The 22,193-nt window shown below is 46.9% G+C and carries 17 protein-coding genes, 1 pseudogene and 1 other annotated feature; of the genes and pseudogenes, 7 read left to right on the top strand and 11 right to left on the bottom strand.

Annotation, left to right across the window (positions count from 1 at the left end):
• Window positions 1-785: 785 nt before the first annotated feature.
• The 7 genes and pseudogenes from V1499_RS02545 to V1499_RS02515 all read right to left on the bottom strand — a co-directional run.
• Window positions 786-1,208, bottom strand: a pseudogene (locus tag V1499_RS02545) (general stress protein); the annotation flags it as partial.
• 267 nt (window positions 1,209-1,475) lie between these two features.
• Window positions 1,476-1,712, bottom strand: a complete 237-nt coding sequence (locus tag V1499_RS02540) for a hypothetical protein (RefSeq protein WP_409273551.1) — start codon at window positions 1,710-1,712, stop codon at window positions 1,476-1,478.
• A gap of 207 nt (window positions 1,713-1,919) precedes the next feature.
• Window positions 1,920-3,134: an S-methyl-5-thioribose kinase gene (gene mtnK / locus V1499_RS02535; RefSeq protein WP_409273550.1), complete on the bottom strand. Its 1,215-nt coding sequence runs from the start codon at window positions 3,132-3,134 to the stop codon at window positions 1,920-1,922.
• A gap of 138 nt (window positions 3,135-3,272) precedes the next feature.
• Window positions 3,273-3,848, bottom strand: a complete 576-nt coding sequence (locus V1499_RS02530; protein WP_409273548.1) for a TetR/AcrR family transcriptional regulator — start codon at window positions 3,846-3,848, stop codon at window positions 3,273-3,275.
• Between the two features lie 3 nt (window positions 3,849-3,851).
• Window positions 3,852-4,568: an MBL fold metallo-hydrolase gene (locus V1499_RS02525; RefSeq protein ID WP_409273546.1), complete on the bottom strand. Its 717-nt coding sequence runs from the start codon at window positions 4,566-4,568 to the stop codon at window positions 3,852-3,854.
• Window positions 4,569-4,732: 164 nt separating this feature from the next.
• Entirely contained in the window at window positions 4,733-5,173 is a 441-nt protein-coding gene (locus tag V1499_RS02520) for a threonine/serine exporter family protein (protein ID WP_409273545.1), read from the bottom strand.
• A 17-nt stretch (window positions 5,174-5,190) separates the two neighbouring features.
• Window positions 5,191-5,952, bottom strand: coding sequence for a threonine/serine exporter family protein (locus V1499_RS02515; protein WP_409273543.1), 762 nt, complete (start codon window positions 5,950-5,952; stop codon window positions 5,191-5,193).
• A gap of 267 nt (window positions 5,953-6,219) precedes the next feature.
• On the opposite strand from V1499_RS02515, the gene V1499_RS02510 reads away from it, so the two are divergent.
• Window positions 6,220-7,434 carry an MFS transporter gene (locus V1499_RS02510; RefSeq protein ID WP_409273541.1) on the top strand — a complete coding sequence of 405 codons (1,215 nt, stop codon included), beginning with the start codon at window positions 6,220-6,222 and terminating at the stop codon, window positions 7,432-7,434.
• A gap of 77 nt (window positions 7,435-7,511) precedes the next feature.
• On the opposite strand, the gene V1499_RS02505 is transcribed toward V1499_RS02510, so the two are convergent.
• Both V1499_RS02505 and V1499_RS02500 read right to left on the bottom strand, forming a co-directional pair.
• Window positions 7,512-8,870, bottom strand: a complete 1,359-nt coding sequence (locus V1499_RS02505) for a TrkH family potassium uptake protein (protein WP_409273539.1) — start codon at window positions 8,868-8,870, stop codon at window positions 7,512-7,514.
• Window positions 8,871-9,005: 135 nt separating this feature from the next.
• The gene (locus tag V1499_RS02500; RefSeq protein WP_409273537.1) at window positions 9,006-11,726 is read right to left on the bottom strand and encodes a tetratricopeptide repeat protein; all 2,721 of its coding nucleotides are present in this window, start codon (window positions 11,724-11,726) and stop codon (window positions 9,006-9,008) included.
• A gap of 322 nt (window positions 11,727-12,048) precedes the next feature.
• On the opposite strand from V1499_RS02500, the gene V1499_RS02495 reads away from it, so the two are divergent.
• From V1499_RS02495 to V1499_RS02480, 4 genes are all read left to right on the top strand, one after another.
• Entirely contained in the window at window positions 12,049-12,486 is a 438-nt protein-coding gene (locus V1499_RS02495) for a hypothetical protein (RefSeq protein WP_409273536.1), read from the top strand.
• Between the two features lie 204 nt (window positions 12,487-12,690).
• A complete protein-coding gene (locus V1499_RS02490; RefSeq protein WP_409273535.1) occupies window positions 12,691-14,292 on the top strand; it encodes a glycosyl hydrolase family 28-related protein in 1,602 nt (533 codons plus the stop codon).
• A gap of 143 nt (window positions 14,293-14,435) precedes the next feature.
• Window positions 14,436-15,380 carry a DMT family transporter gene (locus V1499_RS02485; RefSeq protein ID WP_409273533.1) on the top strand — a complete coding sequence of 315 codons (945 nt, stop codon included), beginning with the start codon at window positions 14,436-14,438 and terminating at the stop codon, window positions 15,378-15,380.
• 82 nt (window positions 15,381-15,462) lie between these two features.
• Window positions 15,463-17,118, top strand: coding sequence for a PAS domain S-box protein (locus V1499_RS02480; protein ID WP_409273531.1), 1,656 nt, complete (start codon window positions 15,463-15,465; stop codon window positions 17,116-17,118).
• A 147-nt stretch (window positions 17,119-17,265) separates the two neighbouring features.
• Here the strand turns inward: V1499_RS02480 and V1499_RS02475 are convergent, their stop codons facing one another.
• Window positions 17,266-17,856: a DUF1836 domain-containing protein gene (locus tag V1499_RS02475; protein ID WP_409273529.1), complete on the bottom strand. Its 591-nt coding sequence runs from the start codon at window positions 17,854-17,856 to the stop codon at window positions 17,266-17,268.
• Window positions 17,857-17,990: 134 nt separating this feature from the next.
• Between V1499_RS02475 and trhA the strand changes: the two genes are divergently transcribed.
• Window positions 17,991-18,638, top strand: coding sequence for a PAQR family membrane homeostasis protein TrhA (gene trhA, locus V1499_RS02470; RefSeq protein ID WP_409273527.1), 648 nt, complete (start codon window positions 17,991-17,993; stop codon window positions 18,636-18,638).
• A 281-nt stretch (window positions 18,639-18,919) separates the two neighbouring features.
• Window positions 18,920-19,165, top strand: a binding site (T-box leader).
• A 53-nt stretch (window positions 19,166-19,218) separates the two neighbouring features.
• Window positions 19,219-20,550 (top strand): branched-chain amino acid transport system II carrier protein, encoded by a 1,332-nt coding sequence (gene brnQ / locus V1499_RS02465; protein ID WP_409273525.1) that lies wholly within the window; start codon window positions 19,219-19,221, stop codon window positions 20,548-20,550.
• A 291-nt stretch (window positions 20,551-20,841) separates the two neighbouring features.
• On the opposite strand, the gene V1499_RS02460 is transcribed toward brnQ, so the two are convergent.
• Window positions 20,842-22,176 (bottom strand): amino acid permease, encoded by a 1,335-nt coding sequence (locus tag V1499_RS02460; protein WP_409273523.1) that lies wholly within the window; start codon window positions 22,174-22,176, stop codon window positions 20,842-20,844.
• Window positions 22,177-22,193: the final 17 nt, after the last annotated feature.

Below are 22,193 nucleotides of genomic sequence, written 5' to 3'. Positions count from 1 at the left end.
ACTTGATACGGCGCAAAGCTTTTTAGGCTTTTTGCGCAGAATACGGCGCCTGTTTGCGCCGCAAACTAAAAAAGGCAGGGAATGTCGCCATTCCCTGCCTTTTGCTATTTAGCTCACATTTAGCGTTTTGTGTTGTCCCTTCCTTCGCCCCGGAACCTGTCATCGAAGCTGTCTCGATTCTTATTCGTTTCCCTCAGCGTATCGTCGGTTCCCCGGAATGGATCATTGCTGATCATCGAATCACCCATGGTTGAATCAGGATTTGCATTTGGCGTATTGGAGAAATTCGGGTCGGTTCCAAGCCCTGCGTTATAGCCTGTTCCTGCACCCATTGTCGCATTACCGCCAGTGCCCAACGGTGAATTTCCGCCTGCGCCGCCCATAACCGTGTCTTCATCGGTTCCGAAAGCAGCTCCCGCGGTATTTTGGTTAATCGCCGATGGATCCGATGTTCCGGTATCACTATTTCGAAGTGAGGCGTTACCACGGGACATATCATCAGATCCTACAGGGTAGTCATCCATCATGCTCGACCTTCCCACCGAGGCACCTCCAGACATCATCCCGCTCGCAGAGTCATCATTCCAGTTTGTCGGATTTCCCGATCGATCGTCACGGGTATTCAGATTCCCGCCGAGGGTATCGTAATTCGCGTCTACCGTCCCGGTTCTGAATTCATCGCCCGCTCTCATAGTTGGGTCATCCATCGTCGTGCTGCCGGACCAGTCATTCGTGTTTCCAGTTATCGCGCCGGTTCGGTCGTATCCGAGATTTTTCCCGTCTTCATCAACGAGGACAAGGATTTTCCCTGACTTCACATCCCTTTCATATTGGTCCGCTTCGTCTTCCGGAATACCCATTCCGATCAATGCGCCAGTCAAACCGCCAGCACCTGCTCCCACAGCAGCACCGGTCAATGTGGCGGCAATTGGCCCCGCCGCGAGAATCGGACCAACGCCAGGAATCGCCAATGCGCCCACACCGGCGAGGAATCCGGCCAGGCCTCCGAGTACTCCGCCAGTCGCAGCACCTGTAGCTAAACCTTCCTCTGTTTTCGTACCTGTTTCATCATGTATGTCGTCAACGTCGTCTCTGTCCCTTGCAACTACAGAAATCGCATCCCTGTCATAGCCTTGTGCTTTTAAATCATCAATCGCTCTTACCGCTTCATCTCCGTTGTCAAAAACACCAACTACTCGCTTATCCATTGATCTTCCTCCTTTAAAGGTTGATACAAAGATTAGTTACCCCCACAGGTTGTCCATTAACCCTCCAATAAATTACAATTACATTTCAAATACTTGCCTGGCGCGGGTTTCGACAGCATATTGCAAAGGGGTTAGGGGTTTCAGTAGGAGAAAAATTTGGAAGGGCATAGAAGAGTTTTGGCGAGGATTTTCACTTATCGGGGTTTGAGTGACTTCCTCTTCGGATTATAGCCGGACAATGTCACTCATCGGTGTTTGAATGACTTCCTATTCCGATTTTGGCCAATCAATGTCACTCATACGAATTTGAGTGACTTCCTTTGCTGATTTTACCCAATCAATGTCACTCATCCGGCTTTGAGTGACTTCCTTTTCCGATTTTGGGCGGACGATGTCACTCATACGGCTTTGAATGACTTCCTTTTCGGATTTTGGCCAATCAATGTCACTCATACAGGTTTGAGTGACTTCCTTTTCCGATTTTGGCCAATCAATGTCATTCATCCGGGTTTGAGCGACTTCCTTTTCGATTTATAGCCGAACAATGTCACTCAGCCAGGTTTTGCGTGACATTTAAACCCGGCTTTGGCCATTGAATGTCACGCATCCTGGATTTGTACCAAGTTGTCTTTCCTTTAACGATAAAAAAACACCCGCCTAAATTGGCGGATGCCCGTATTTCAATTAATTTACCTTTGACTCTTACCTTACTTACCTCGAAAATAACGCCGCGCTTTCGCGGATGGTTTTCGCAAAATCCTGTCCCGCTTTAAATGATTCGCGATTCAGGATAAATTCCTTTCCGGCGGTGAGACAGATTTTTTCGGCCTTTACCCGTGTTTCCGGATGTTCGATCGATGTGATGTCTTTTACGTGAGCGAGGCCGATGATTCGCCTGCACAGCTCCAAGCCCGCGACCGCCGCCGTATCACGCAGGATTGAATCCAGATAATACTCTTTGAATCCTTCGTAGCGGGCGGTGCGCTCGACTGCCTTCTCTTCCCATAATGCCAAGAACTTTTCTTTAAACAGATCGATCACTTCGGAAATCGTACGCTCCAGGTATTCTACCTGATTCGAAGGGCCCGTAAACACCGCATTCACATAGGCGAATATCAGGTTGGCCACGACATTGCCGACATCATATCCAGCAGGGCCATAAAAAGCGAATTCCGGGTCAATCACTTTTGTGGAATCTTCTTTTATAAAAATCGACCCCGTATGTAGATCCCCATGGATGAGCGATTGCGCATTCGCCATAAATTCGAATTTTAGTTTTGCCGTATCGAGGGTAAGTTTTTTATCTTCCCATATAAATTCCTTTACGAAATCCCGGGAACCCGGAAATACATCGTTTCTTGGGCAATCATAAAACGGCTCGGTATAGACAAGGTCCTCCGATATTTCGCAAAGCTCGGGATTGATGAATGATTTTACAAGTTCCTTTTTCTCCTTATGCCCCAGCGCCACGTCGGATGTCAACAAAAGGGTTTGTGCCATAAACGTCGAAATGTGGTCCGCAAACAACGGGAATTGCCTATGCTTCATGAGGGCGCCCCGCATAATTTCGTGGTCGGATAAATCCTCCATTACACAGCAGTTCATGATTGGGTCATAATGGTACATCTTCGGCACAAATCCAGGGGCAAGCTTATCCTGAAGCGAAAGAATTTCGCTTTCAATCCGGTTCCTGTCCGGCGATAGCTTAAAATCATCTGATATCCTCGCGACCGGGCCTGCTTGCTTTATGATGATCGATTTTCCGCTTTTGCGGTCAACGACTCGAAATACATAATTCAAATTGCCATCGCCAATTTCCTTGCATGATAATTCAGCATCCGCCGGGAAAAACCCCAAATTTGCCTTCGCATATTCAATGGCCTGATTTTCGTTCATGGTAAAATATTTTTCTGTGAAAACCACCACGCTGCCCACCCCTCCAAAAGCCACGCCATTCAAGCGCAGCGAACTTTTCAAATTATCTAAATTTTATCACGGGTGGACAAGCGCTACAATATTTTCCTCGATCCTCTACTTACCGGTATGATCTATTTACTGTTTGATTTACTTCCTTCCATTGGAAATCCCCGCCATAAAAGCTTCGACCATAAAAGAAAGGCTTGCATCGAGGCTTAAATGCAGGCCGAACCCCCCTTTTTGTTCAAGGGAACAGAAGCCATGGATCATGCTCCGCAACCCACGGACCGCATGGAGGGCTTCCTCCTCATCTAACGGAAACGACCTAAGGCTTTCAAGGACGAGTCCGACAATTTTGCTCCCGGCTTGCTGTACTTCCGGGTCGGTGGAATCAGGCGCATTGAAGGTCGCTTCATACACTCCGGGATGTTTCCTTGCAAAATCCACATAACCACGACTTAAGGCTAGAACAGCATCTTTTTCCGAAAATGTTTCCCTGGAATGGGCAAGCGCCTCATAGAGAGTGTTAAATCCGTAAATCGCTAGCTCTTTTTTTAGCCCCGACAGGCCATCAATATGGTTATAGAGGGATGGAGACTTGATTTTTAATTCCTTCGCGAGATTGGCTAAGGTTACTTCCCCAAAGCCCTTTTGATCCGCCAATTCAGCCGCTGTACGGATAATCGCGTCTATATCGAGAGCAGTTTTTGGCCTCAGCGACATTTTCTACACTCCTTTTTCAATCCGGCGTTCAAACCGGCTAATTGCTTTTTCCATTTCCCGTAGGGGTTCCTTCAGCATTTGCCCATGGCCGCAAGCGAGTAAGCTTGGTTTCAATGAAGCTAGTTTCCTTCCGCTTTCCAAAGCCGTTTTCCTGCACCATGTTCCAAAAGCGGGAAATGGAAACAGTGGCAATAGATCACCGGCAACCGCTATCCCTCCCCTTGTCTGGAAAGCATCTCCACCTATGAGTGCACCGGATCTCTCGTCTAAAAATGCCATTGAGCCGGGCGTATGGCCGGGGACATGGATTGCCCGCAACGAACCGACACGTTCCCCATCTTCTAAAAGGGAGTCCGGCCTTGCCATAAGCTTTTTCGGAATTCCCCCTTTAATCGGTGTTTGGCTTTCGTGCCCATCCAGGCTCCGGTCATTTTCCATTAATCGCGCATCCCTTCTTGAAATATAAACCGGGACATTCGTCAATACACGTTTTAGAGAATCAAGCGCGCCGACATGGTCCTCATGGGCATGCGTCAGGACAATTTTTATAATTGGCTTACCAATTCGCTCGGCCGCCTCCAGTATTCCCTTCGCGCTATAAGGCAAAGCCGCATCAACAAGTGTAAGACCCTCTTCTTCCTCAACAAGATAGCAGTTTACCGGAAAAACCCGGGGCATGAAGGCCAGTTGATAGAGCGAACCTTCCTTTGTTATTTTCATGATTATCACCCTTTAAACTAATGGTATTAGTTAAATAATAACTAATGCCATTAGTTAAGTCAATCTCCAAGCAAAAAAAATCCACCCCAAAGGGCGGAATAAATTTTATTTTCTATTATTCTTCAGCGTAGGGTTAAATGGTTTTCAAAAATAAGTGAATTGGATTATCTGCTCGATGAATTTATTTGCTTGTATATATGGTTCAACGCTTCGGAAAAAACAAGACCCATCGCGATGGCTCCGGAAATCAGGAAAGCCCTGCCCGCTAGGCTTAAAGCAGAATTGTAATCAATCACAACAAAATGGCGCATAGCATTATAGAACGTTCCACCGGGAACAAGGGGGATAATTCCGGCAACACTAAATATAATAACAGGGCCCCTGTATTGTTTTGCTAGCATATGGCTGATAAATCCGACGACAAACGCCGCGGCCAAGGTAGCCGAAACTACATTCGAGGTGTTTTTTTCCAAAAAATAATAAACGAGCCAACCAGTCATACCGACAAATCCACATTTTACAAGTGCATTTCGGGGGGCATTGAAGAGGATGCCAAAAGCCGCTGTCGCAAAGAAGCTCGTTATGAGCTGTTCAATCAGTTCCAATCGTAATGCTCCCTTCCTTATAATAGCATCAGGACGATGGCCACGCCCGACCCAATGGCAAATGCCGTCAAAGCAGCCTCCGCCCCTTTCGAAATCCCGGCGACGAGGTGGCCTGCGATTAAATCCCGCACAGCATTCGTTAACAACAATCCCGGAACAAGCGGCATGACCGATCCAATAATAATTGTATCGAGCTGGACTCCAAACCCGGCTTTAACAAGCAAATATGAAACAATCCCAATTACCAACGAACCACAAAACTCCGCGAAAAACTTTATCGGGACAATCTCTTCTAAATAGCTCACTGTTATAAAACCAAGGGCCCCTACTATGAGCGCAGGGATAAAATCAATCCAGACCCCGTTGAACATAATCATAAAACAGCCGCTGGCGAACGAGGCAGCCGCGGTTTGCAAAGCTAACGGAAACGTGTGGCTCATTTCATCAATCCCGGCGAGAAGATTCGCAGCCTCGTCAAGGCCGATTTCCCCATTGCTTATTCTTCTTGAAACAGCATTTACGAGTGTCACCTTTTGTAAATCCGTCGAACGCTGAGAAATACGGATAAGCTTCGTAATTCCCGGTCCTCCGTCCTCTACTGTAAAAATAATCCCCGTGGGGACGACATAACTATGTGATTTCTCTAAACCGAATGCCGACGCAATCCTTATCATTGTATCCTCGACCCGGTACGTTTCAGCCCCGCTTTGAAGCATGATTTTCCCTGCGTTTAGGCACACTTCCATTACGCCATATAGTTCACTGCGCTGTATTTCCATCTAAACCACTCCAAAATGACGTAAATAGTTCTAGTTATTATATACTTTTTTATCATGAAACTGAAAAGATATTTCTACAGGACGAATTTTTAGAAAAAAATGTGAAATAACAATGTCCGATGTTTAAATGATTGAAATTTTCTGTTATTATATTTAGGGAGGCGAAATAATCTGCACCACTACCCTTTAAGGGGTAAGACCACAAAAGAGCAGGATACATACCACGGTTCGCCTCTATAACCGCATCAAGAAAGAAGTGAATCCAGTGTGGATGAGGAAAGATTATTAAAACGGAATTTAATGATTATGTGGTTTTCGAACTTCTTTGTTGGCGGCAGCATGACAATGGTCCTCCCGTTTATTTCCCTTTATATCAAAACACTCGGGAATTTCTCTGAAACGTACGTCCAACACTGGGCGGGAATTACGTTTGCTGCAACATTCGTGACTGCCTTCTTTTTCTCTCCCGTCCTCGGCAGACTCGGGGACAGGTACGGAAGGAAAAGGATTCTTATTATTCTCGGGATGGGCATGTCGGTCTCGCTGTTCCTAATGGGGGTTGTCGAGACTGTCTGGCAGCTGTTTACCCTTCGCCTATTCATGGGATTTTTCGCAGGAATGGTTTCCATTACCCAGGCGTTCATTTCGACCCAGACCCCAAAGCATGTGGCAGGAAAGGTTTTGGGAACATTGCAGACCGGAAGCATTGCCGGTACACTGCTCGGCCCTCTGATTGGCGGTTTTCTAGCTGATTCGTTCGGCTATACGCTTACGTTTAAAGGAACGTCTGCGATTATACTAATTTCAGTCATCCTTATTTTCTTAGCCCGGGAACATAAGCTCACATCGAAAGAAAATAAGAAATCGTATTATACAAGAATGGAAGTTATCCAGCACATCCTCGGGAACCCTGCACTTGCAACTGTCCTGTTCATTTCGATGCTGATCCAGGTTGCCCTCTTCAGCATTCAGCCAATCCTGGCGCTCTTTGTCAGCGAATTGCACGGCCCGGAGAATCTTGCCTTCATCTCAGGGCTTGCCTTCTCGGCGGCCGGAGTCGGAAATTTAATGATGGCGAGAAAATGGGGCGATCTTGCCGACAGGAAAGGGTATTTGAACATCCTGATTATCCTGCTCTTATCAGGAGCAGCCATCTATACATTGGGAGCTTTTGTGACGGAAGTCTGGCAGCTCATCCTCATCCGGTTCGGGCTCGGCATAACGGTCGGCGGGATTATCCCTGTCCGGATGGCCTATATTCGCCAGGAAGCACCCATTGCCATTCAAGGGGAAGTGCTCGGCTACAATACAAGCCTGCGCTTCCTAGGAAATATCGTGGGCCCAATGCTTGGCGGATTCCTTGCCGGTAGCCTAGGATTCGCTTCAGTTTTCATCGTCACAAGCGCCCTTTTGCTTATCAGCGGGCTAACATTATTGGCCGTCACCCGGCGGGCACAGCTTTCAAAAAGCAGCGCCCACTGATTTAAAAAATCCACAGAAAAGGGAGGAGCCCAATGCTTCCTCCCTTTTCTGCTGTTTTTTGAAAAATCAAAGCCCTTTTACCCGATAATGACACGCTCCCTGGAATAATGGAACTTTTCCTTCTTCGGTTTCCCTCTCAGCATAAACAGGAACGAGAAAATGCCAATCCTTCCTATGAACATTAGCACCATCAAAACCGATTTTCCGAGCGTGCCAAGTTCCGGAGTGATGCCGAGGGATAAACCGGTCGTTCCGAATGCGGATGAAACTTCGAATATTATTTCCTTTATCGAAAACGAAGGCTCAATAAATGTCATAAAAATAACTGAAAATCCGCAAATCAAGAAAGCCGTTGTGATAACAATGAATGATTTGACGATATCCTCCGGCATAATCTCACGGTTGAAAACCTTAATTGTGTTATTGCCCCGCGCATATGAAATAATGGCCAGCAACGCGATTGTGAATGTAGTAGTCCTTATCCCTCCCCCGGTACTGCTTGGCGAGGCGCCGATAAACATAAGCAGGCAAAACAAAAGCTGTGTCGGCGTGGAAAACTCATTGATATCAATTGTGGATAAGCCGGCACTCCTGGTTGAGGACGAATGGAAAGCGGAATAGAAAAATGCCTCGTGCCAAGTTTTATCGGCAAACAGCTGGTTCGATTCAAAAATAAAAATGAAAACCGTACCGAATACAAGCAGGGCCGCAAAGGTGCTTACCGCTATTTTCGTAAAAAGGGTGAATCGGAACTGGCTCTTTTTTCTGCGATGAGCAAAGTACTCCCTGAATTCAAGAAGGACAGGGAACCCAATTGCCCCGACGATAATTAGGAGTATATTGACCGTTTGGACAAAATAATCATGCGCAAACGGAATCAGTGACTCACCTGTAATGTCGAAACCGGCATTCGTTGTAGCACTGACAGAAGCAAAAAACCCCTGTAAGAAGGCCTCCTGCCACGTTGGGAAATAATCCATGAAATGGATCCCCAATATGATTGCCCCAATCAGTTCAATCGCAACAATCAAGACAAGGACTCCCCTCAGCAAACTTACCATGCCTGAGAGGGCAGACTGGTTTTGGTCGGCCATGATGAGCATCCGTTCCTTCAGGCCGATTTTTTTCCCTAAAATAAGCCAGACGAATGTACCGAGCGTCATAACGCCGACGCCGCCGATTTGCAAGATGAACGCCATGATAAACGTTCCGGGATAGCTGAGTGTATCTTGCAGGGAAATCGTTGACAGTCCGGTGACGCTTACCGCGCTAACTGCGGTAAACAAAGCATCAATAAAGGGCAGCTTTACTTCTTCCTTTAATGTGATCGGCATCATCAGTAAGAACGTTGATACTATGATCGCTGAAAGGTAGTAAAGCACGATAATTTGGACAGATGAAAGGCGTGCGGTCAGTTTCCCTAAATTTTTTTTCATGACGAACCTCTATTTACTGTGTTATGGAATATCCACATTATATAGGATTGCCATCGAAAACAGAAAGGATATCTTTATTTTAAAGGACATAAAAGAAATCCCCCCGGCATCTTGCCGAAGGGATGAACTGTAAAATTAATTGTTGCCCCGTCCTGTGATCTCCAGCCATTCCAGTTGCCTGAGCCTGATTCCGAACAGTGCCATCGGATCGTGGAATCTCGCGGGATTTCTCTTCATATCCGCAGCTTTCTGCCTGCTTTGGGCAAGCTCTTCCTGGGTTGTCGCAAGTGTTCCTTGCAAAATCTGGTGCGGATTGATGAAGAAGAGTGAAAGGTCCCTCGCAATGGCTTTTTCAAACAAATCGAATTGCATGAAAAAGCGCTCATTCACAAGCCTGGCGGTATCAAGATAATCTTCATTCTCCACAAAATTTTTATAACGGTTATAAAGCATTGCATTGTTTTGTGGCAGCGCGCCAAGGAGCTTACCGGCCCCTTTCAAAAAGATTTGTGACGGAGTCCTTCTAAGGAGGACATTCACTTTGTCCAACTGATAGCTGTTTGCCATTCGTCCGATATCCCTTTGCCAATCGTCAAGCACGCGGAAATCACAATCCAACCTAATCCAATCGCTTCCATAAAGGGAATTGAAGCTCTCGGCCATTTCATCGAGGAACTCCTGAATCCTGGAAAGTTCCGAGTTGGTTTCCTCCATCCACTCCCCGAGCGTTGCCCGCAATTTAGGAAGGGCGGTTTCATTAAGATAGACGTTCAACCGTCTGTTCATCTCATCATTCAGGCTGAGATGGACCGTCCTGAAGTCACTGTCCTCTTTCAGGAAATCTGCCGTGCCCCGGAGAAGCTCAGGAATATCCGCCAACGCATCCGCTTTTGCTTCATCTAAACACTTTCGGTAGGATTTCCGCATCTTTTCGATACTTTCCGATTCGATATCCCCGAGCTGGTGGATTGCGCCAGTCAGCTTTGCCGCCATCTGTTCCTTGTTTTCAATCTCTGCCTGAATTCCTTTTTCTTGCTCGGTCCTTTGGAAAAGGAGGTGATCCAGTGTTTTCCTGATAAGCAGAAGCAGTTTATCGGTCCTGCTGCCAAGAATGCTCCGTTCCGGTGTGCCGATTACAGCGGCTTTTACAATGCTTTCAAATAAGCGTTCCCGATCGGGGGCAGGCCCGGCCTTAATTACGTCTGCATTCGGGAATGATCCTTTAATCAACATTGCCGCCTGCTCAAATGCATGGGGGTCAGGCTCTCCGGTTTGGGTCAGCATAAAATGGATTGGCAACCCGGGCGCCTGTTCGCGGATTTGACCGAGTACCAGTCGTTCCTCGGCCGTCAGTGGATTGGAAGCATCAACTGTAAAGAAGAGGCTATCCGCCAGGTCAATATAGTCAAAGTGATCTGAGCTTACATGATCGTCATCAAATTCCGGCAAGTCGATGATGGACAAGCCCGAGTCCTTTAAAAATGGTACAGGCAACGAGAATGTCCAAATGCTATTTTCGCTTTCCGCTCCTTCTAGCTCGCCTAGTTCTTCTCCATCGACAACACTCTCATCTGTAACCATGCTGACAGCGGCTTCATCGCGGTATTGAAAAGCAAGCGCAGTGGAAGCGATCATTTCCGCTTCCGTATACGAATCCCCAAGAATCTGTTTGAGGACATGTGCTTTTCCGCTCCCTTCAAGGCCCGCTGTAACGACATGCCTTGCCCTGAAGTTGGCCAGTTCACCCGCAATCCACTCCAAACGGGGGCTTATTTGCATACCTTGGCCCTCAGCCCATGCAGAAATTTCAGAAATGAGCGCCAGGCCCTCCGCAAAGTCATTCTCAGTCCGCTTCGAATGGGCAAGGGAGGATTCGGCAGCCTCAATTGCTTCAGCGGAAATTCCGGCAGGGTACCGTCCGCTCCAGGCAAGCAGGGCTGATGCTGCGAGTCCAATTGTCCGCTTGTCCTCTATCGCCAGCCAGTTCGATAGCAGTGATGGCATAATTGGCGCCAACGACTGAATCGAGTAGTTTCCTGAAGTGGTAAAATCCAGATAAGCTTCCTTGTAGAGCAGCGATAATTCCGGCCAATTCCCCTCGTGTAGCCCTCCAAAACCAGCTAGGAGTGCGTTGAATTCCTCAATCCAGGCAAAATATGCTTCCCTTCCACGGTAGGTTTTCCAAAGAGCCGCCGCAAGCTCGCCAAACCTGTTTTGATCTGTCTCGTAAAGAACGGTAAGGACTTTATTAAAATATACCGGAGGATAGGAAACTGTTGCCTCCCTATCCACGTAGGAAATAAGGATATCCGCCCATTCTGCCGACTTGGTCCTGACGATTTCATTTGCCGCCAGTTCCGTAGCACTATCCCAATCCGCGCGGCCTTCGAAAAACGAACGTGCCAGGTTTGCTGCGTCCGGGTAGCCGGGATTTTCAGAAATCAATCCCTTTATCGTATCCGAAGCGGCATCTTCCTTTCCTTTTTCAATATAAAGCGAGAATAGCTGAAGCGCGACCTCTGCTTTTAGGGAAGTATTCATCGTTTCAACCGATTTGTAAAGGTCTTCCGCTTTGGCCAGCTCACCAAGCTCGTAAAAGGCATCCGCTGTATTTTTCACAGCCCATTGCCTAAGCGGGCCATCGCTCCCTTCCCACTTATGGATAGCCCCCTCGTAATCACGGAAGGCAAAGTATACTTCTCCCTGCGCGAACCTGATTTCCGGAAGCCCCTTCCCTCCTTTTTGCCTCGCATCCAGGTACGCTTCCGCCAGGACGAATGCCGGATGTTTCTCTTCATTGCCCTCCATAAAACTTTCATAATACGTTTTTTCGATCAGCATTCTTTCGAGATTCATAGCCTTAGCCGCCCCCCTGATACTCACGTGAATTTACGTCCGCAAAATTATCTAACGCATAATTTTGATTATCCTTCTTATTTTAACAAAGTAAGAGTAAAGATGCGAAGCGGAAGCAGTCCGCTGCCACATTGGACAATTTGCCGGCTAATCGAGGGGAATTATCGGCAAAAGGGAAAATACCTTATGCGTCTTAAATGAGGTGGGAATCGCGGTCAATTGCCACTCCCTTTAAAAAGGAATGGGCGGAAGCCGTGACTTTATCCTAACCCGGGCATACTGTATAGGGACTTTCACCTATATAATAAAAGGAGAATGCCCAGTGTTTCCACAACAGCAAAGAGCCTTTGATTACGGCCATTCCATGAACAACCCTTACGAGCAGGGACCCACATTTTACGAGGGAACGCAACCGCTTTACATGCAAGACTTTTCCGGTAATTTCCCGCAACAGCCAGATTATTCATTTGGCATTCAGCCCCAGGAGACTCTTCCTTACTACTACCAGCAGGATAGCGGATATTCATACGAACAAATGGATCCAAACCGCCAACCACCGGAACTCGAACGGAGGATTCGCCAGCTTGAGAGGAGGGTTGGCCTGATCGAACGTGAGAATGAACGCCAAAGCAGGGAAATAACCCGTTTGAACAACCAGGTGGAACGAATATCACGCCGGCTTTCAAGAGTGAACCAGAGGCTCCGGTTCCTTGAAAATAGGTTCAATATCCCGTTCACGCCCTTTGATGGCGAATTTTAACCACTTATTTTTAAGGAGGCAGGGTACTAGGCTGCTGCCCTGCCCCTTACCAGGATTACCCCTGAACCAGACGGGAATAATACAGTGAACCTTCCATCAACGGGTTTTTCTATTGATGGTAAGTCCTTTTCTACTTTGTTGATTAGGAATGGAGCGTTAAGATTAAGTAATATGTCATTTTCTTTGAGCAAAGGAGGGCTGGATATGATCTACCTAGATAAAAACCATGACCCCCGTAAAAATGCCGAACTCATTTCGCAACTTTTGGACGATAGCCCTGATATTGCGGAAGCCGTTGCCCGGACGGAACAACTTTTCAGTGAGCACAGCGCTGACCCCGGGAGCTACTCCTTTGAACCGGAACAAAAAAGGCCGCTATCAGGCATCCTCAAACAATTTTTCACGACAATGCCTGTTTTCTTTTTTGCAAAAAAAACAAAGGCGGCCTTGTCCGAATCGAATACGATTGTGGATTCCGCTGGACATGTGTACCCTTCCTGGAAAGGCCTCCTTGACGAGGAATACAGTCATTTGAAAGCAACTACGAAGCAGGAAGTGAATGTCGAGGACTTCGGTGCTGTCGGAGACGGTGTGACAGACAATACCGAAGCCTTCAAAAAAGCGCTCGGCAATGGGCGGGTGACCGTCAGGATTCCTAAAGGGGTGTTCGTGACGAGAGAAATTCGGGTGCCGTCATGGACATGCCTTGTTGGTGAGGGGAAAGGAAGAACCATTCTCAAACTCCATGGCAAGGCTCCGAAGTCCTCCCAGCTCGTAACGAATTCTTCCCACTGGAAAGGAAACCGGAATATCCTTGTCGAGGGTATGACACTTGACTGGAATGTGGAGCGGCTCGGGGATGAAGTCAAAACGGCCGCCGGCAATAACTTTTCCAGCTGCCTGCTTTTCGCCAATGTAACGTTCGGCTGGGTAAAGGATGTGGAAGCGATCAACCCCGGACTACACTGCTTCGATGTGTCCTCGACCATTTATAATTATTCGGGTGACGGCTATCGGGCCAGGGGCGGCAGTAACTATATTTGGCTGGATGGGCTAAATGGGTATGGATTTGGCGATGACGGCGTTACGACCCATCATAGTGACAACATCCTCATTTCAAATTGCCATATGTGCGACCCGAGCGGACGTGCCCATAAAACAGGATTTTCCAATTCGAACGGATTTGAAGCTGATGACGGGTCACGGAATGTTTGGCTCGTCAATAATTCTTCGACACGGTGCTTTGGCGGGGTAGAAATCAAAGCGCACGGAAATTCCTCAGCCGCCTCCAATGTCCATATCATCGGCCACCTTTCAGTGAACGACAACCGGTCTTTCAATTGGAGGCATATTGGCCATCATAAAAGTACGGACCCTGTTTCGAAAACTGCGTTCAATATCAAGGCGACGAACCTCGTATCCATCGCCCCGATACGCACCGCTCTTTATGAAAACTCAAAGCCTAGGGCACTTGTTGTATCGGGTTACCGGAATGTCGCCATCAACCACCTTACTGCAATTGGTGACCCCGAGTATGATTATCGGGGCGAACCCGTGATGGCCCTGCAGTACCGCTCACGGAATGTGGCGCTGGACAATGTTTCGGTAAGTGGGTTCCGGACAGCGGGGGCCGATATCAAATTATTTGGCGGCGACAATTGTACGGATGCGGTTGTAATTAAAAAACTGACGGTACGAGACTCCGCCCCGAAAGCTATCCAGATAGGCAAGGGAGTCCAAAAGGCCAACATAGGGTCTGTTGTAGTAAAAGGAAAAGAAAATAGCCCTCCAAAAAGATTCATTTAAAATTTTCGCTGTGCCTGTTTTTCAAAAACCTGCTATACTAAATTCCATGGATTCAAAGGGAAAGAGGGAAGGATCATGCGCATCCTCCCCTCTTTATCATTGCTCCGGACATTGTACGGAGATCGGAAAGAAGGAAACGGAAAGTGGATCGAAAACAGCATCTCCAGACATATGCCATTCTTGTAGCAGTCATGGCCGCATGGGGATTGAATGTCATTGCAACTAAAATCATTGTCACGGAATTTACTCCAGTAACCATTACTTCCCTTAGAGTATTGACGGCAGGAATTACCGTATTCCTCGTACTTGCCCTTTTAAAAAAGGTCAGGTGGCTCAGCCGGAACGAACTTATCTATACATTGATCGCAAGTATCTTCAATGTTGTTTGCCACCATTATTTCCTTTCGGTCGGCTTGACGAAAACAACCGCTTCAAACGCGGGATTAATCCTTGGGCTCGGCCCATTGCTATCGGCGATTCTTGCCGCCATTTTCCTCGGCACCCGCCTCACTATCCCGCGCTTGTGCGGGGTCCTAGCAGGGCTTTTGGGTGTTTCGTTTATCGTCCTAGAAAACAGCTATGGAATCGGATCTATTTCGATTGGCGATTTGTTCATATTCCTATCCATCCTGACTCAGGCAGGCAGCTTTATTTTAATAAAGAAGGTATCAAGAACAATGGATGCGCGCCTTATGACCGGGTACATGCTCTTATTTGGTTCGTTGATCCTCTTTTTTATCAGCATCGTACAGGAGCCGGGAGCCATCAGGGGAATCAGCACTGCTTCTACTTCCGTGTGGCCTATATTTTTCGGATCGGCCATCATTGCGACCGCGCTTGGGCATATGGCCTACAACTCGGCGATTAGCAAAGTCGGGGTTGCCGAGTCGGCGATTTTTATCAATTTAAGCCCATTTTTCTCACTTGTAGGAGCAGCCGTGTTCCTTAATGAAACAATTACTTTCTCCCACCTTGCCGGATTCATCCTGATCCTTCTTGGGGTCCTGCTCGGGTCTGGCGCGGTTGAAGATTGGAGCGCTTTTAGGAAGAAACCTTACAGGAAACGAAAAATCGAGCCTAAGATATAAGGGAGTTGCACAACACCTTTTTGGTAATACGACTCTCCGTTTCTATTGGCATGTTGGAAACAATTTTTCCAGGAGTGGTTTTATGGAGAAAAAAAAGCTGATTTTCAATTTTATCGTCTACGGTATTGTTTGGATTGCCGGAACAAACCTACTGCTTGCCCAATTTGAACCATCTCCATACATTCGAGCAATCGGCCATTTAAAAGAAACAGCTTTTGTCGTTGCAACAGGGATTGTTTTTTATTTTGCCATCAAAAAGGCAGAGGAGCTCAATACGGCAAGAATGGATAGGCAACGGCTGTCGACACTGATTAATTCGATGGTAGATTTCGTAAATTTCAAGGATGGCGAGGGCAGGTGGGTCGAAGCAAATGAGTTTGGCCTAAAACTTTTCGGCCTCGATGGTGTTGATTACCGAGGAAAAAAGGATTCCGAACTCGCTGCCTTTAGTGCCGATCACGCTAACGCCCTTATTTACTGCGAAAAGTCCGATGAAGAAACGTGGAAAAACCGGAAAATTACCCGTGTCGAAGAAGTGCTCATTTCCCCAAACGGAACGAGAAAGATTTTTGACACGATAAAGGTTCCGCTTTTCAATCCGGATGGAACCCGGAAAGGCCTTGTCATCATGGGAAGGGATATTACGGAAAAAAGGCTGCTCATCAATCTCCTCGAAGAAAGCCGCCAGCAATATAAATCCCTTTTTGAATACAGCCCTGATATCGTTTATATGACTGATCTCGAGGGCAGATTCATCGACCTAAACCCACGATTCAAGGAAGTGACCGGGTATGACCCTGAGGATATAATCGGAAGGCATTTCCAGAAACTGATACCCCGGAAGCACCGGGAAGCGCTCGAGAACTATTTCTCGATCGTCAGCAAAAACAATAAACCACAGCTTATTGAATTTGATATTAAAAAGAAGAACGGCGATAAAATTATTCTCGAATGCACCTCGGTCCCAATGGTTATTCACGGAGAAACAAAGGGAATCATCGGCTATGGAAGGGATGTCACAAAGCTAAGAAGAACGGAGGAAAAATTGCGCCGGTCGGAAAAGCTATCGGTTGTCGGCGAACTTTCGGCAAGTGTCGCCCATGAAATCCGCAATCCGCTTACCTCATTAATCGGCTTTGTCCAGCTGCTTAAATCAGAGGATGAAAAACATCAGTATTACTATTCGATTATGGCGGACGAGCTGAACCGGATTCATCATATTACAAGTGAGCTGTTGCTGCTCGCCAAACCACAGAAGCTCCAGTTCAGTCAAACAGACCTGCATTCTCTGTTGGAAAATGTCATCTCGCTGTTAACGCCTGAGGCCGCCATGCATGACATTAAGATCACTCCATCCTTCGGGGAAAAACGCTGCTTGATTCAATGCGAACCAAATCAATTGAAGCAGCTCTTTATCAATCTAATTAAAAACGCAATTGATGCTTCACATTCTGGCGGAAAAGTGGCCATTTCAACGGACTGCGGGAAAGATGGGAAAGTTATTGTTTCCATTACGGACGATGGCATTGGGATATCAAAGGAACGGCTTGAAAGAATCGGGGAGCCTTTTTATTCATCGAAGGAAAAAGGGACAGGCCTCGGCCTTACGGTCAGCTCGAAAATTGTTGAAGCCCATCATGGGAAGATGGAATTCAAAAGTGTACTGAACAAGGGCACAAAAGTTACCATTACCCTTTCTGTTAATGGCATCCCTAAAGCGGAAAATGGAGCCAATTAAAGTGATTTACTTACCTGTAGCCCTAATCTACCACTTCAAATCTGTTAATGCACCAACGCGCGAAAGAACCTTGGACAGATGATCCAGGTTCTTTTTTTACGTAAAAAATTCTGTTTAAGCTTAGAACAATTGAATCGATACCTTGGGTTAGTTTTTGCTCCGGAGGTCCAGTCCGTCCTCCTGTAGTTGGTCCGCCAGTTTTTCGGCTAGCCGTCTGTACATATTGCTCATATTAACCAACGAGGCAACAAGGAGAATCGTTTCTAACTCTTTGTCTCCGTCTTCCATGAGTTTAATTTCCTTCTCGGCTGCGTCTTTTCGTTTCCTAGCTTCTTCTCGAAAATTGCGTTCATTTTCAGCTGACAGAGCAAGAAAAGCTGAATAAAAGGCTTCGAGGTCCAAGTCGCTTTTTGTCACCCGATCATTGATGCCGCTTAAAACCCCTTTTATGTCTGTAATCGATAAAGAGCCTTTCAACTGGTAGATAAGACTGATTAAAATCAGATGCTCGCGGGTATATTTTTTCTTTTTAACAGGAAAAAACAGATTGCCTTTAGCATAATTGTTGATCATTGTTTTCGTGAGGATTTTTTCATCCACGTTCCGCCTCGTTTGCGAGAAAGCTTGATCGAAAAGCTGAATCACCTGATCCATGTATAGATCAATTGAAGGCATCTCCTCTAGATGAATCTGTTTTTTAAATCCAAGACTCTCAATTAGCTTTTCCAGGTCTTCCATTAGCAGCCTCCATTACTCAATGTGAATTAATTACATTATACAGGATTATTTTAAATGTTGACTACATTACGGATTCGTAATATTGTTATATGTAGTTATCAAAACTACATTAAGTGTTATTAGGAGGTTGGCATATGAATGCGTATATACGTGAACCAATCAATGGATTAACTCACCTTGTGGGTGCTTTGTTATCGTTTGCCGGGCTTCTTGCCATGGTCATCAAGGCTTCAGCAGCAGCCGCATCCCCGCTGGCTATTTCGGCTGTCATGGTTTTTGGAATTAGCATGGTTCTTCTCTACTCAGCCTCGGCTACCTATCATATGGTCATTGCTAAAGATCGGGTAATTGCCTTTCTGCGCAGGCTCGACCATTCCATGATCTTCGTATTAATCGCCGGAACATACGCCCCCTTTTGCCTTATCAGCTTGAACGGTACGACAGGGTGGGTAATGTTTGCCATTATCGCCGCCGTAGCCGTAATCGGCGTCATTTTCAAAATGGTTTGGTTCAATTGCCCGCGCTGGCTGTCTACCGCGCTGTACATCATCATGGGCTGGATGATTATCTTCGTCGCATCGCCGCTCGCTGGATCGATTCCGCGCGAAGGCCTTACCCTCCTTATCCTTGGGGGAGTCATATACACAATCGGGGGAATTATCTATGGCGCAAAACCAAACTTCCTCCGCACAAAATACATGGGCTTCCATGAAATCTTCCACATCTTTATTTTATTGGGAAGCCTAGCCCACTTCTTAAGCATCTATCTTTATGTACTATAGGGTGGCAGGAATGGTGGCAGGCTCCGTTGCTGGCCGTTTTCCCTTTGGGCTGTTACGAATCTGGGATTTGAGTAAAACTAAACAGCCGGGTTTCGGTTCTTTCAACACCCACCCTGACATCAAAAAGTGAACGTTAATTTTTTCCTTCCAGGCACCGCTTACATTGTTAGAGTGACGGGTTTTTTGTTTTAATGGGACTCTTGCTTCTATGGCGGCAATAGTTTAAATTGTCAAAAAGTGATTGACACCAAACAAGGCCTCTGTTAAATTATTTTTAAATAAAAAATTCGATGACGAGAAGAGTAAGCTGGGAAGACTGTTCCCCAGAGAGCCGGCACATGGTGGAAGCCGGTGTCCAGTGCCCGGCCGAAAATCATCTCCGAGATGCAAAGCTGAATGCTAGTAAGCTTTGACGGTTTTTCCGCCGTTACAAAGGAACACGTATGATTGTACGTTTGCTGAGTGCCGCATGCCTTTTGGCCGCTGCGGAAGTAGGGTGGTATCGCGAGTATTAACTCGTCCCTGTAATTTTACGGGGGCGGGTTTTTTATTTTAAAATAACAAAAAGGGAGAGTTAGAGATGAAAAAGTTTGATACACTGTTTATCGGATTCATGTTATTTTCGATGTTTTTTGGAGCTGGCAATCTAATTTTCCCTCCAATGCTTGGCGCCTTATCCGGAACATCCTATTGGCTCGCAATGGCGGGATTTATCCTTACCGCGGTCGGACTTCCGCTTGCAGTCCTGGTTGCAGTCTCACTTGTAAAGGGAGGAGCGGAAGCACTCGCCAGCAGAGTCCATCCTACATTCAGTACAATCTTTATGGCCGTCGTTTACCTGTCAATCGGGCCATTCCTCGCGATTCCAAGGAATGCGTCTGTCGCGTTTGAAATGGGCGTCCTTCCTTTCGCGGCTGAATCATTAAATAAATCATTGGCATTATTCGTGTATTCGGCAGTTTTTTTCCTCATTGTTTACTTAACAACCATGAACCACGAAAAGTTGGAAAAATATATGGGGCGATGGATCACTCCCGTCCTCCTTATTTCGATTGTCGCCCTTTGCACTGCAGGCTTCGTAAAATTGGGCGGGGATTTCAACGCTCCAGCCGGCGGATATGAAAAAGCAGCCTTCTTCAAAGGATTTATAGAGGGATACAATACAATGGACGCACTTGCGTCACTCGCTTTCGGAATTGTTATTCTTACCGCCGTCAAACAACGCGGCATCAGCAATGAAAAGCAGCTTACCCGCTATACAGTGAAAGCAGCGGTTATTGCCGGCTCCCTCTTGGCGCTCATTTATGTGTCTATCGGCTATATAGGCGGAAAAATGGGTGCGGAAGGTTCTTTTGAATCCGGAACGGAATTGCTTACCGCAACTTCAGCTTTCCTTTTTGGAACAAGCGGCCCAGTCCTTCTTGGCCTGATTTTCACACTTGCCTGCTTCACGACGGTTGTCGGCCTTACAGTTGCGTGCGGCCACTATTTTTCAAATCTTTTTCCAAAACTGAGCTACAAAGCAGTTGTTTCCATGGTGGCACTAAGCGGTTTTGTCCTTTCCAACGCGGGCTTGGCGCAAATCCTTAAAGTTTCGGTTCCATTCCTGGTCACCGCATATCCGCTAACAATTGTGCTTATCACGCTGAGCTTCTTCCATCGCTATTTTAAAAACCCTCGCCGGGTATACGGAACAGCGATGCTGTTTACAGGAGTTTTCGCGGCAATAAGCGGCTTAAGCACCTTTGGGTTGAATCTCGGGCCAATCCTTACGTTAAGGAACGCACTTCCATTTGCTTCAGCGGGAATGGACTGGGTGGTTCCAGCGGTCGTCGGCACATTGATTGGTATGGCTATGGGGAGCAAAACACCGAAACCCGCCAGCCAAAACACAGAATTGAAAGTATCATAAAGCAGAACAAAATGCGCAAGCGCCTTGGTCAGCCCCGACAAGCATAAGACGGGGCCCGCAGGACGGGCCAGCCCTCCGGAGGGAACCGGCTTATGACCTCGAGGGGCTAGGACGCTCCTCGAAAAAGCTATCGCTTTTTGCTTCGTACGAGGATTATGCTTCCGAAGCCTACTCTTGTGGAGCTGGATTACAATAACTTGTTTTGAGTTATCCACAAGGATCTATTTTAAAGTTTCCTTTGAAAAAACAAAGCCACTCCGGCACAATCGGGGTGGCTTCTTTAAATGTGGTTTACTTTTGATTCAATCGGTATCCAATAAACAATAGTACAAACCAAACAGGGGCGACTATAAACGCCACCGCCATTCCTTCGATAAAGGCCATGGCAACGACCACCGCCGCAAGGGCCACAAGCGCGAAATAAGAAGAATAAGGAAAAAACGGCATCTGGAACAGCCCAACTTCCTTACTTCTTTCCTTCCTGAATCTCATATGCGTGACAAGGATTATCGTCCAGCTTGTTACCGCAGCTACAGTGGCAATCGAAGTAATATAATAAAACACTTTTTCTGGAACGATGTAATTAAGAAAAACCGCAACGAGCAAAATCGAAGCAGAAAACAGTACGCCACGGGCCGGCACTCCCGAAGTGCTCAATTGCCTGAAAAAAGAAGGTCCATTGCCTTGGTCCGCCAAACTGTAGAGCATCCTCCCCGTTCCGTACATTCCGCTATTAAACGCGGAAAGAGCCGCGGTAAGGACAACAAAATTTATGATATCCGCCGCTGCTGGCATTCCGATTTTATCAAATATCAGGACAAATGGGCTGCCGGCTGTCCCAATTTCATCCCATGGGTACAATACCATGATGATTCCAAGCGCGCCGATATAGAAAATAAGGACCCGCCAAATGACATTGTTTATCGCAGAGGGAATCGTTTTCTCCGGATTCTGGGCTTCTCCCGCTGTCAAACCGATCATTTCAATCCCGCCAAAGGAGAACATGACCATCACAAGAGAAAGGAATATCCCCCATACGCCATTCGGAACAAAGCCCCCATTTTCCCATAGGTTCCCGAAGCCGACGGGCACTCCGCCATTCCCAATTCCAAACAGGATAATTCCGAAGCCCGCAATAATCATGCACACAATCGCGACTACTTTAATGAGCGCGAACCAAAACTCAAACTCGCCATACGCCTTAACATTAATCAGATTGATCAGGGTAATCACAACAAGCGCGGCAAGCGCCGAAACCCACTGGGGAACCTCGGGAAACCAATGGTTGATGTAAACGCCGACAACCGTAATCTCGGCCATCCCGACGACAATCCAGTTAAACCAGTATGTCCAGCCAGTCAAATAGCCTGCAAACGGTCCAAGGTATTTATTCGCGTATGCACTAAAGGAGCCTGAAACAGGGTCGGCAACCGCCATTTCCCCCAATGCCCTCATAATCATAAAAATTACCGCGCCGCCAAGCAGGTAGGAAAGCAGGATGGCGGGGCCGGCAAGCTTGATTGTCGCGGCAGACCCATAAAACAGCCCCACCCCGATCGTTCCGCCAAGGGCAATTAACTGGATATGCCTATTGCTCAATCCCCTTTTCAATTGATTCTTTTCCATACTTCCCGCACCTCTTT

Origin of the sequence: Neobacillus oceani (assembly GCF_046237595.1) — a bacterium.
Taxonomy (GTDB): domain Bacteria; phylum Bacillota; class Bacilli; order Bacillales; family Cytobacillaceae; genus Bacillus_D; species Bacillus_D oceani.
This window is presented reverse-complemented; position numbering and strand designations above follow the sequence as displayed.

Excerpts from the sequence above, each read along its gene's own strand:
- V1499_RS02540 (WP_409273551.1), bottom strand. The coding sequence starts at position 1,712 with ATGAATGACATTGATTGGCCAAAATCGGAAAAGGAAGTCACTCAAACC.
- V1499_RS02530 (WP_409273548.1), bottom strand. The coding sequence starts at position 3,848 with ATGTCGCTGAGGCCAAAAACTGCTCTCGATATAGACGCGATTATCCGT.
- V1499_RS02525 (WP_409273546.1), bottom strand. The coding sequence starts at position 4,568 with ATGAAAATAACAAAGGAAGGTTCGCTCTATCAACTGGCCTTCATGCCC.
- V1499_RS02515 (WP_409273543.1), bottom strand. The coding sequence starts at position 5,952 with ATGGAAATACAGCGCAGTGAACTATATGGCGTAATGGAAGTGTGCCTA.
- V1499_RS02505 (WP_409273539.1), bottom strand. The coding sequence starts at position 8,870 with ATGAAAAAAAATTTAGGGAAACTGACCGCACGCCTTTCATCTGTCCAA.
- V1499_RS02500 (WP_409273537.1), bottom strand. The coding sequence starts at position 11,726 with ATGAATCTCGAAAGAATGCTGATCGAAAAAACGTATTATGAAAGTTTT.
- V1499_RS02490 (WP_409273535.1), top strand. The coding sequence starts at position 12,691 with ATGATCTACCTAGATAAAAACCATGACCCCCGTAAAAATGCCGAACTC.
- V1499_RS02480 (WP_409273531.1), top strand. The coding sequence starts at position 15,463 with ATGGAGAAAAAAAAGCTGATTTTCAATTTTATCGTCTACGGTATTGTT.
- V1499_RS02475 (WP_409273529.1), bottom strand. The coding sequence starts at position 17,856 with ATGGAAGACCTGGAAAAGCTAATTGAGAGTCTTGGATTTAAAAAACAG.
- trhA (WP_409273527.1), top strand. The coding sequence starts at position 17,991 with ATGAATGCGTATATACGTGAACCAATCAATGGATTAACTCACCTTGTG.
- brnQ (WP_409273525.1), top strand. The coding sequence starts at position 19,219 with ATGAAAAAGTTTGATACACTGTTTATCGGATTCATGTTATTTTCGATG.
- V1499_RS02460 (WP_409273523.1), bottom strand. The coding sequence starts at position 22,176 with ATGGAAAAGAATCAATTGAAAAGGGGATTGAGCAATAGGCATATCCAG.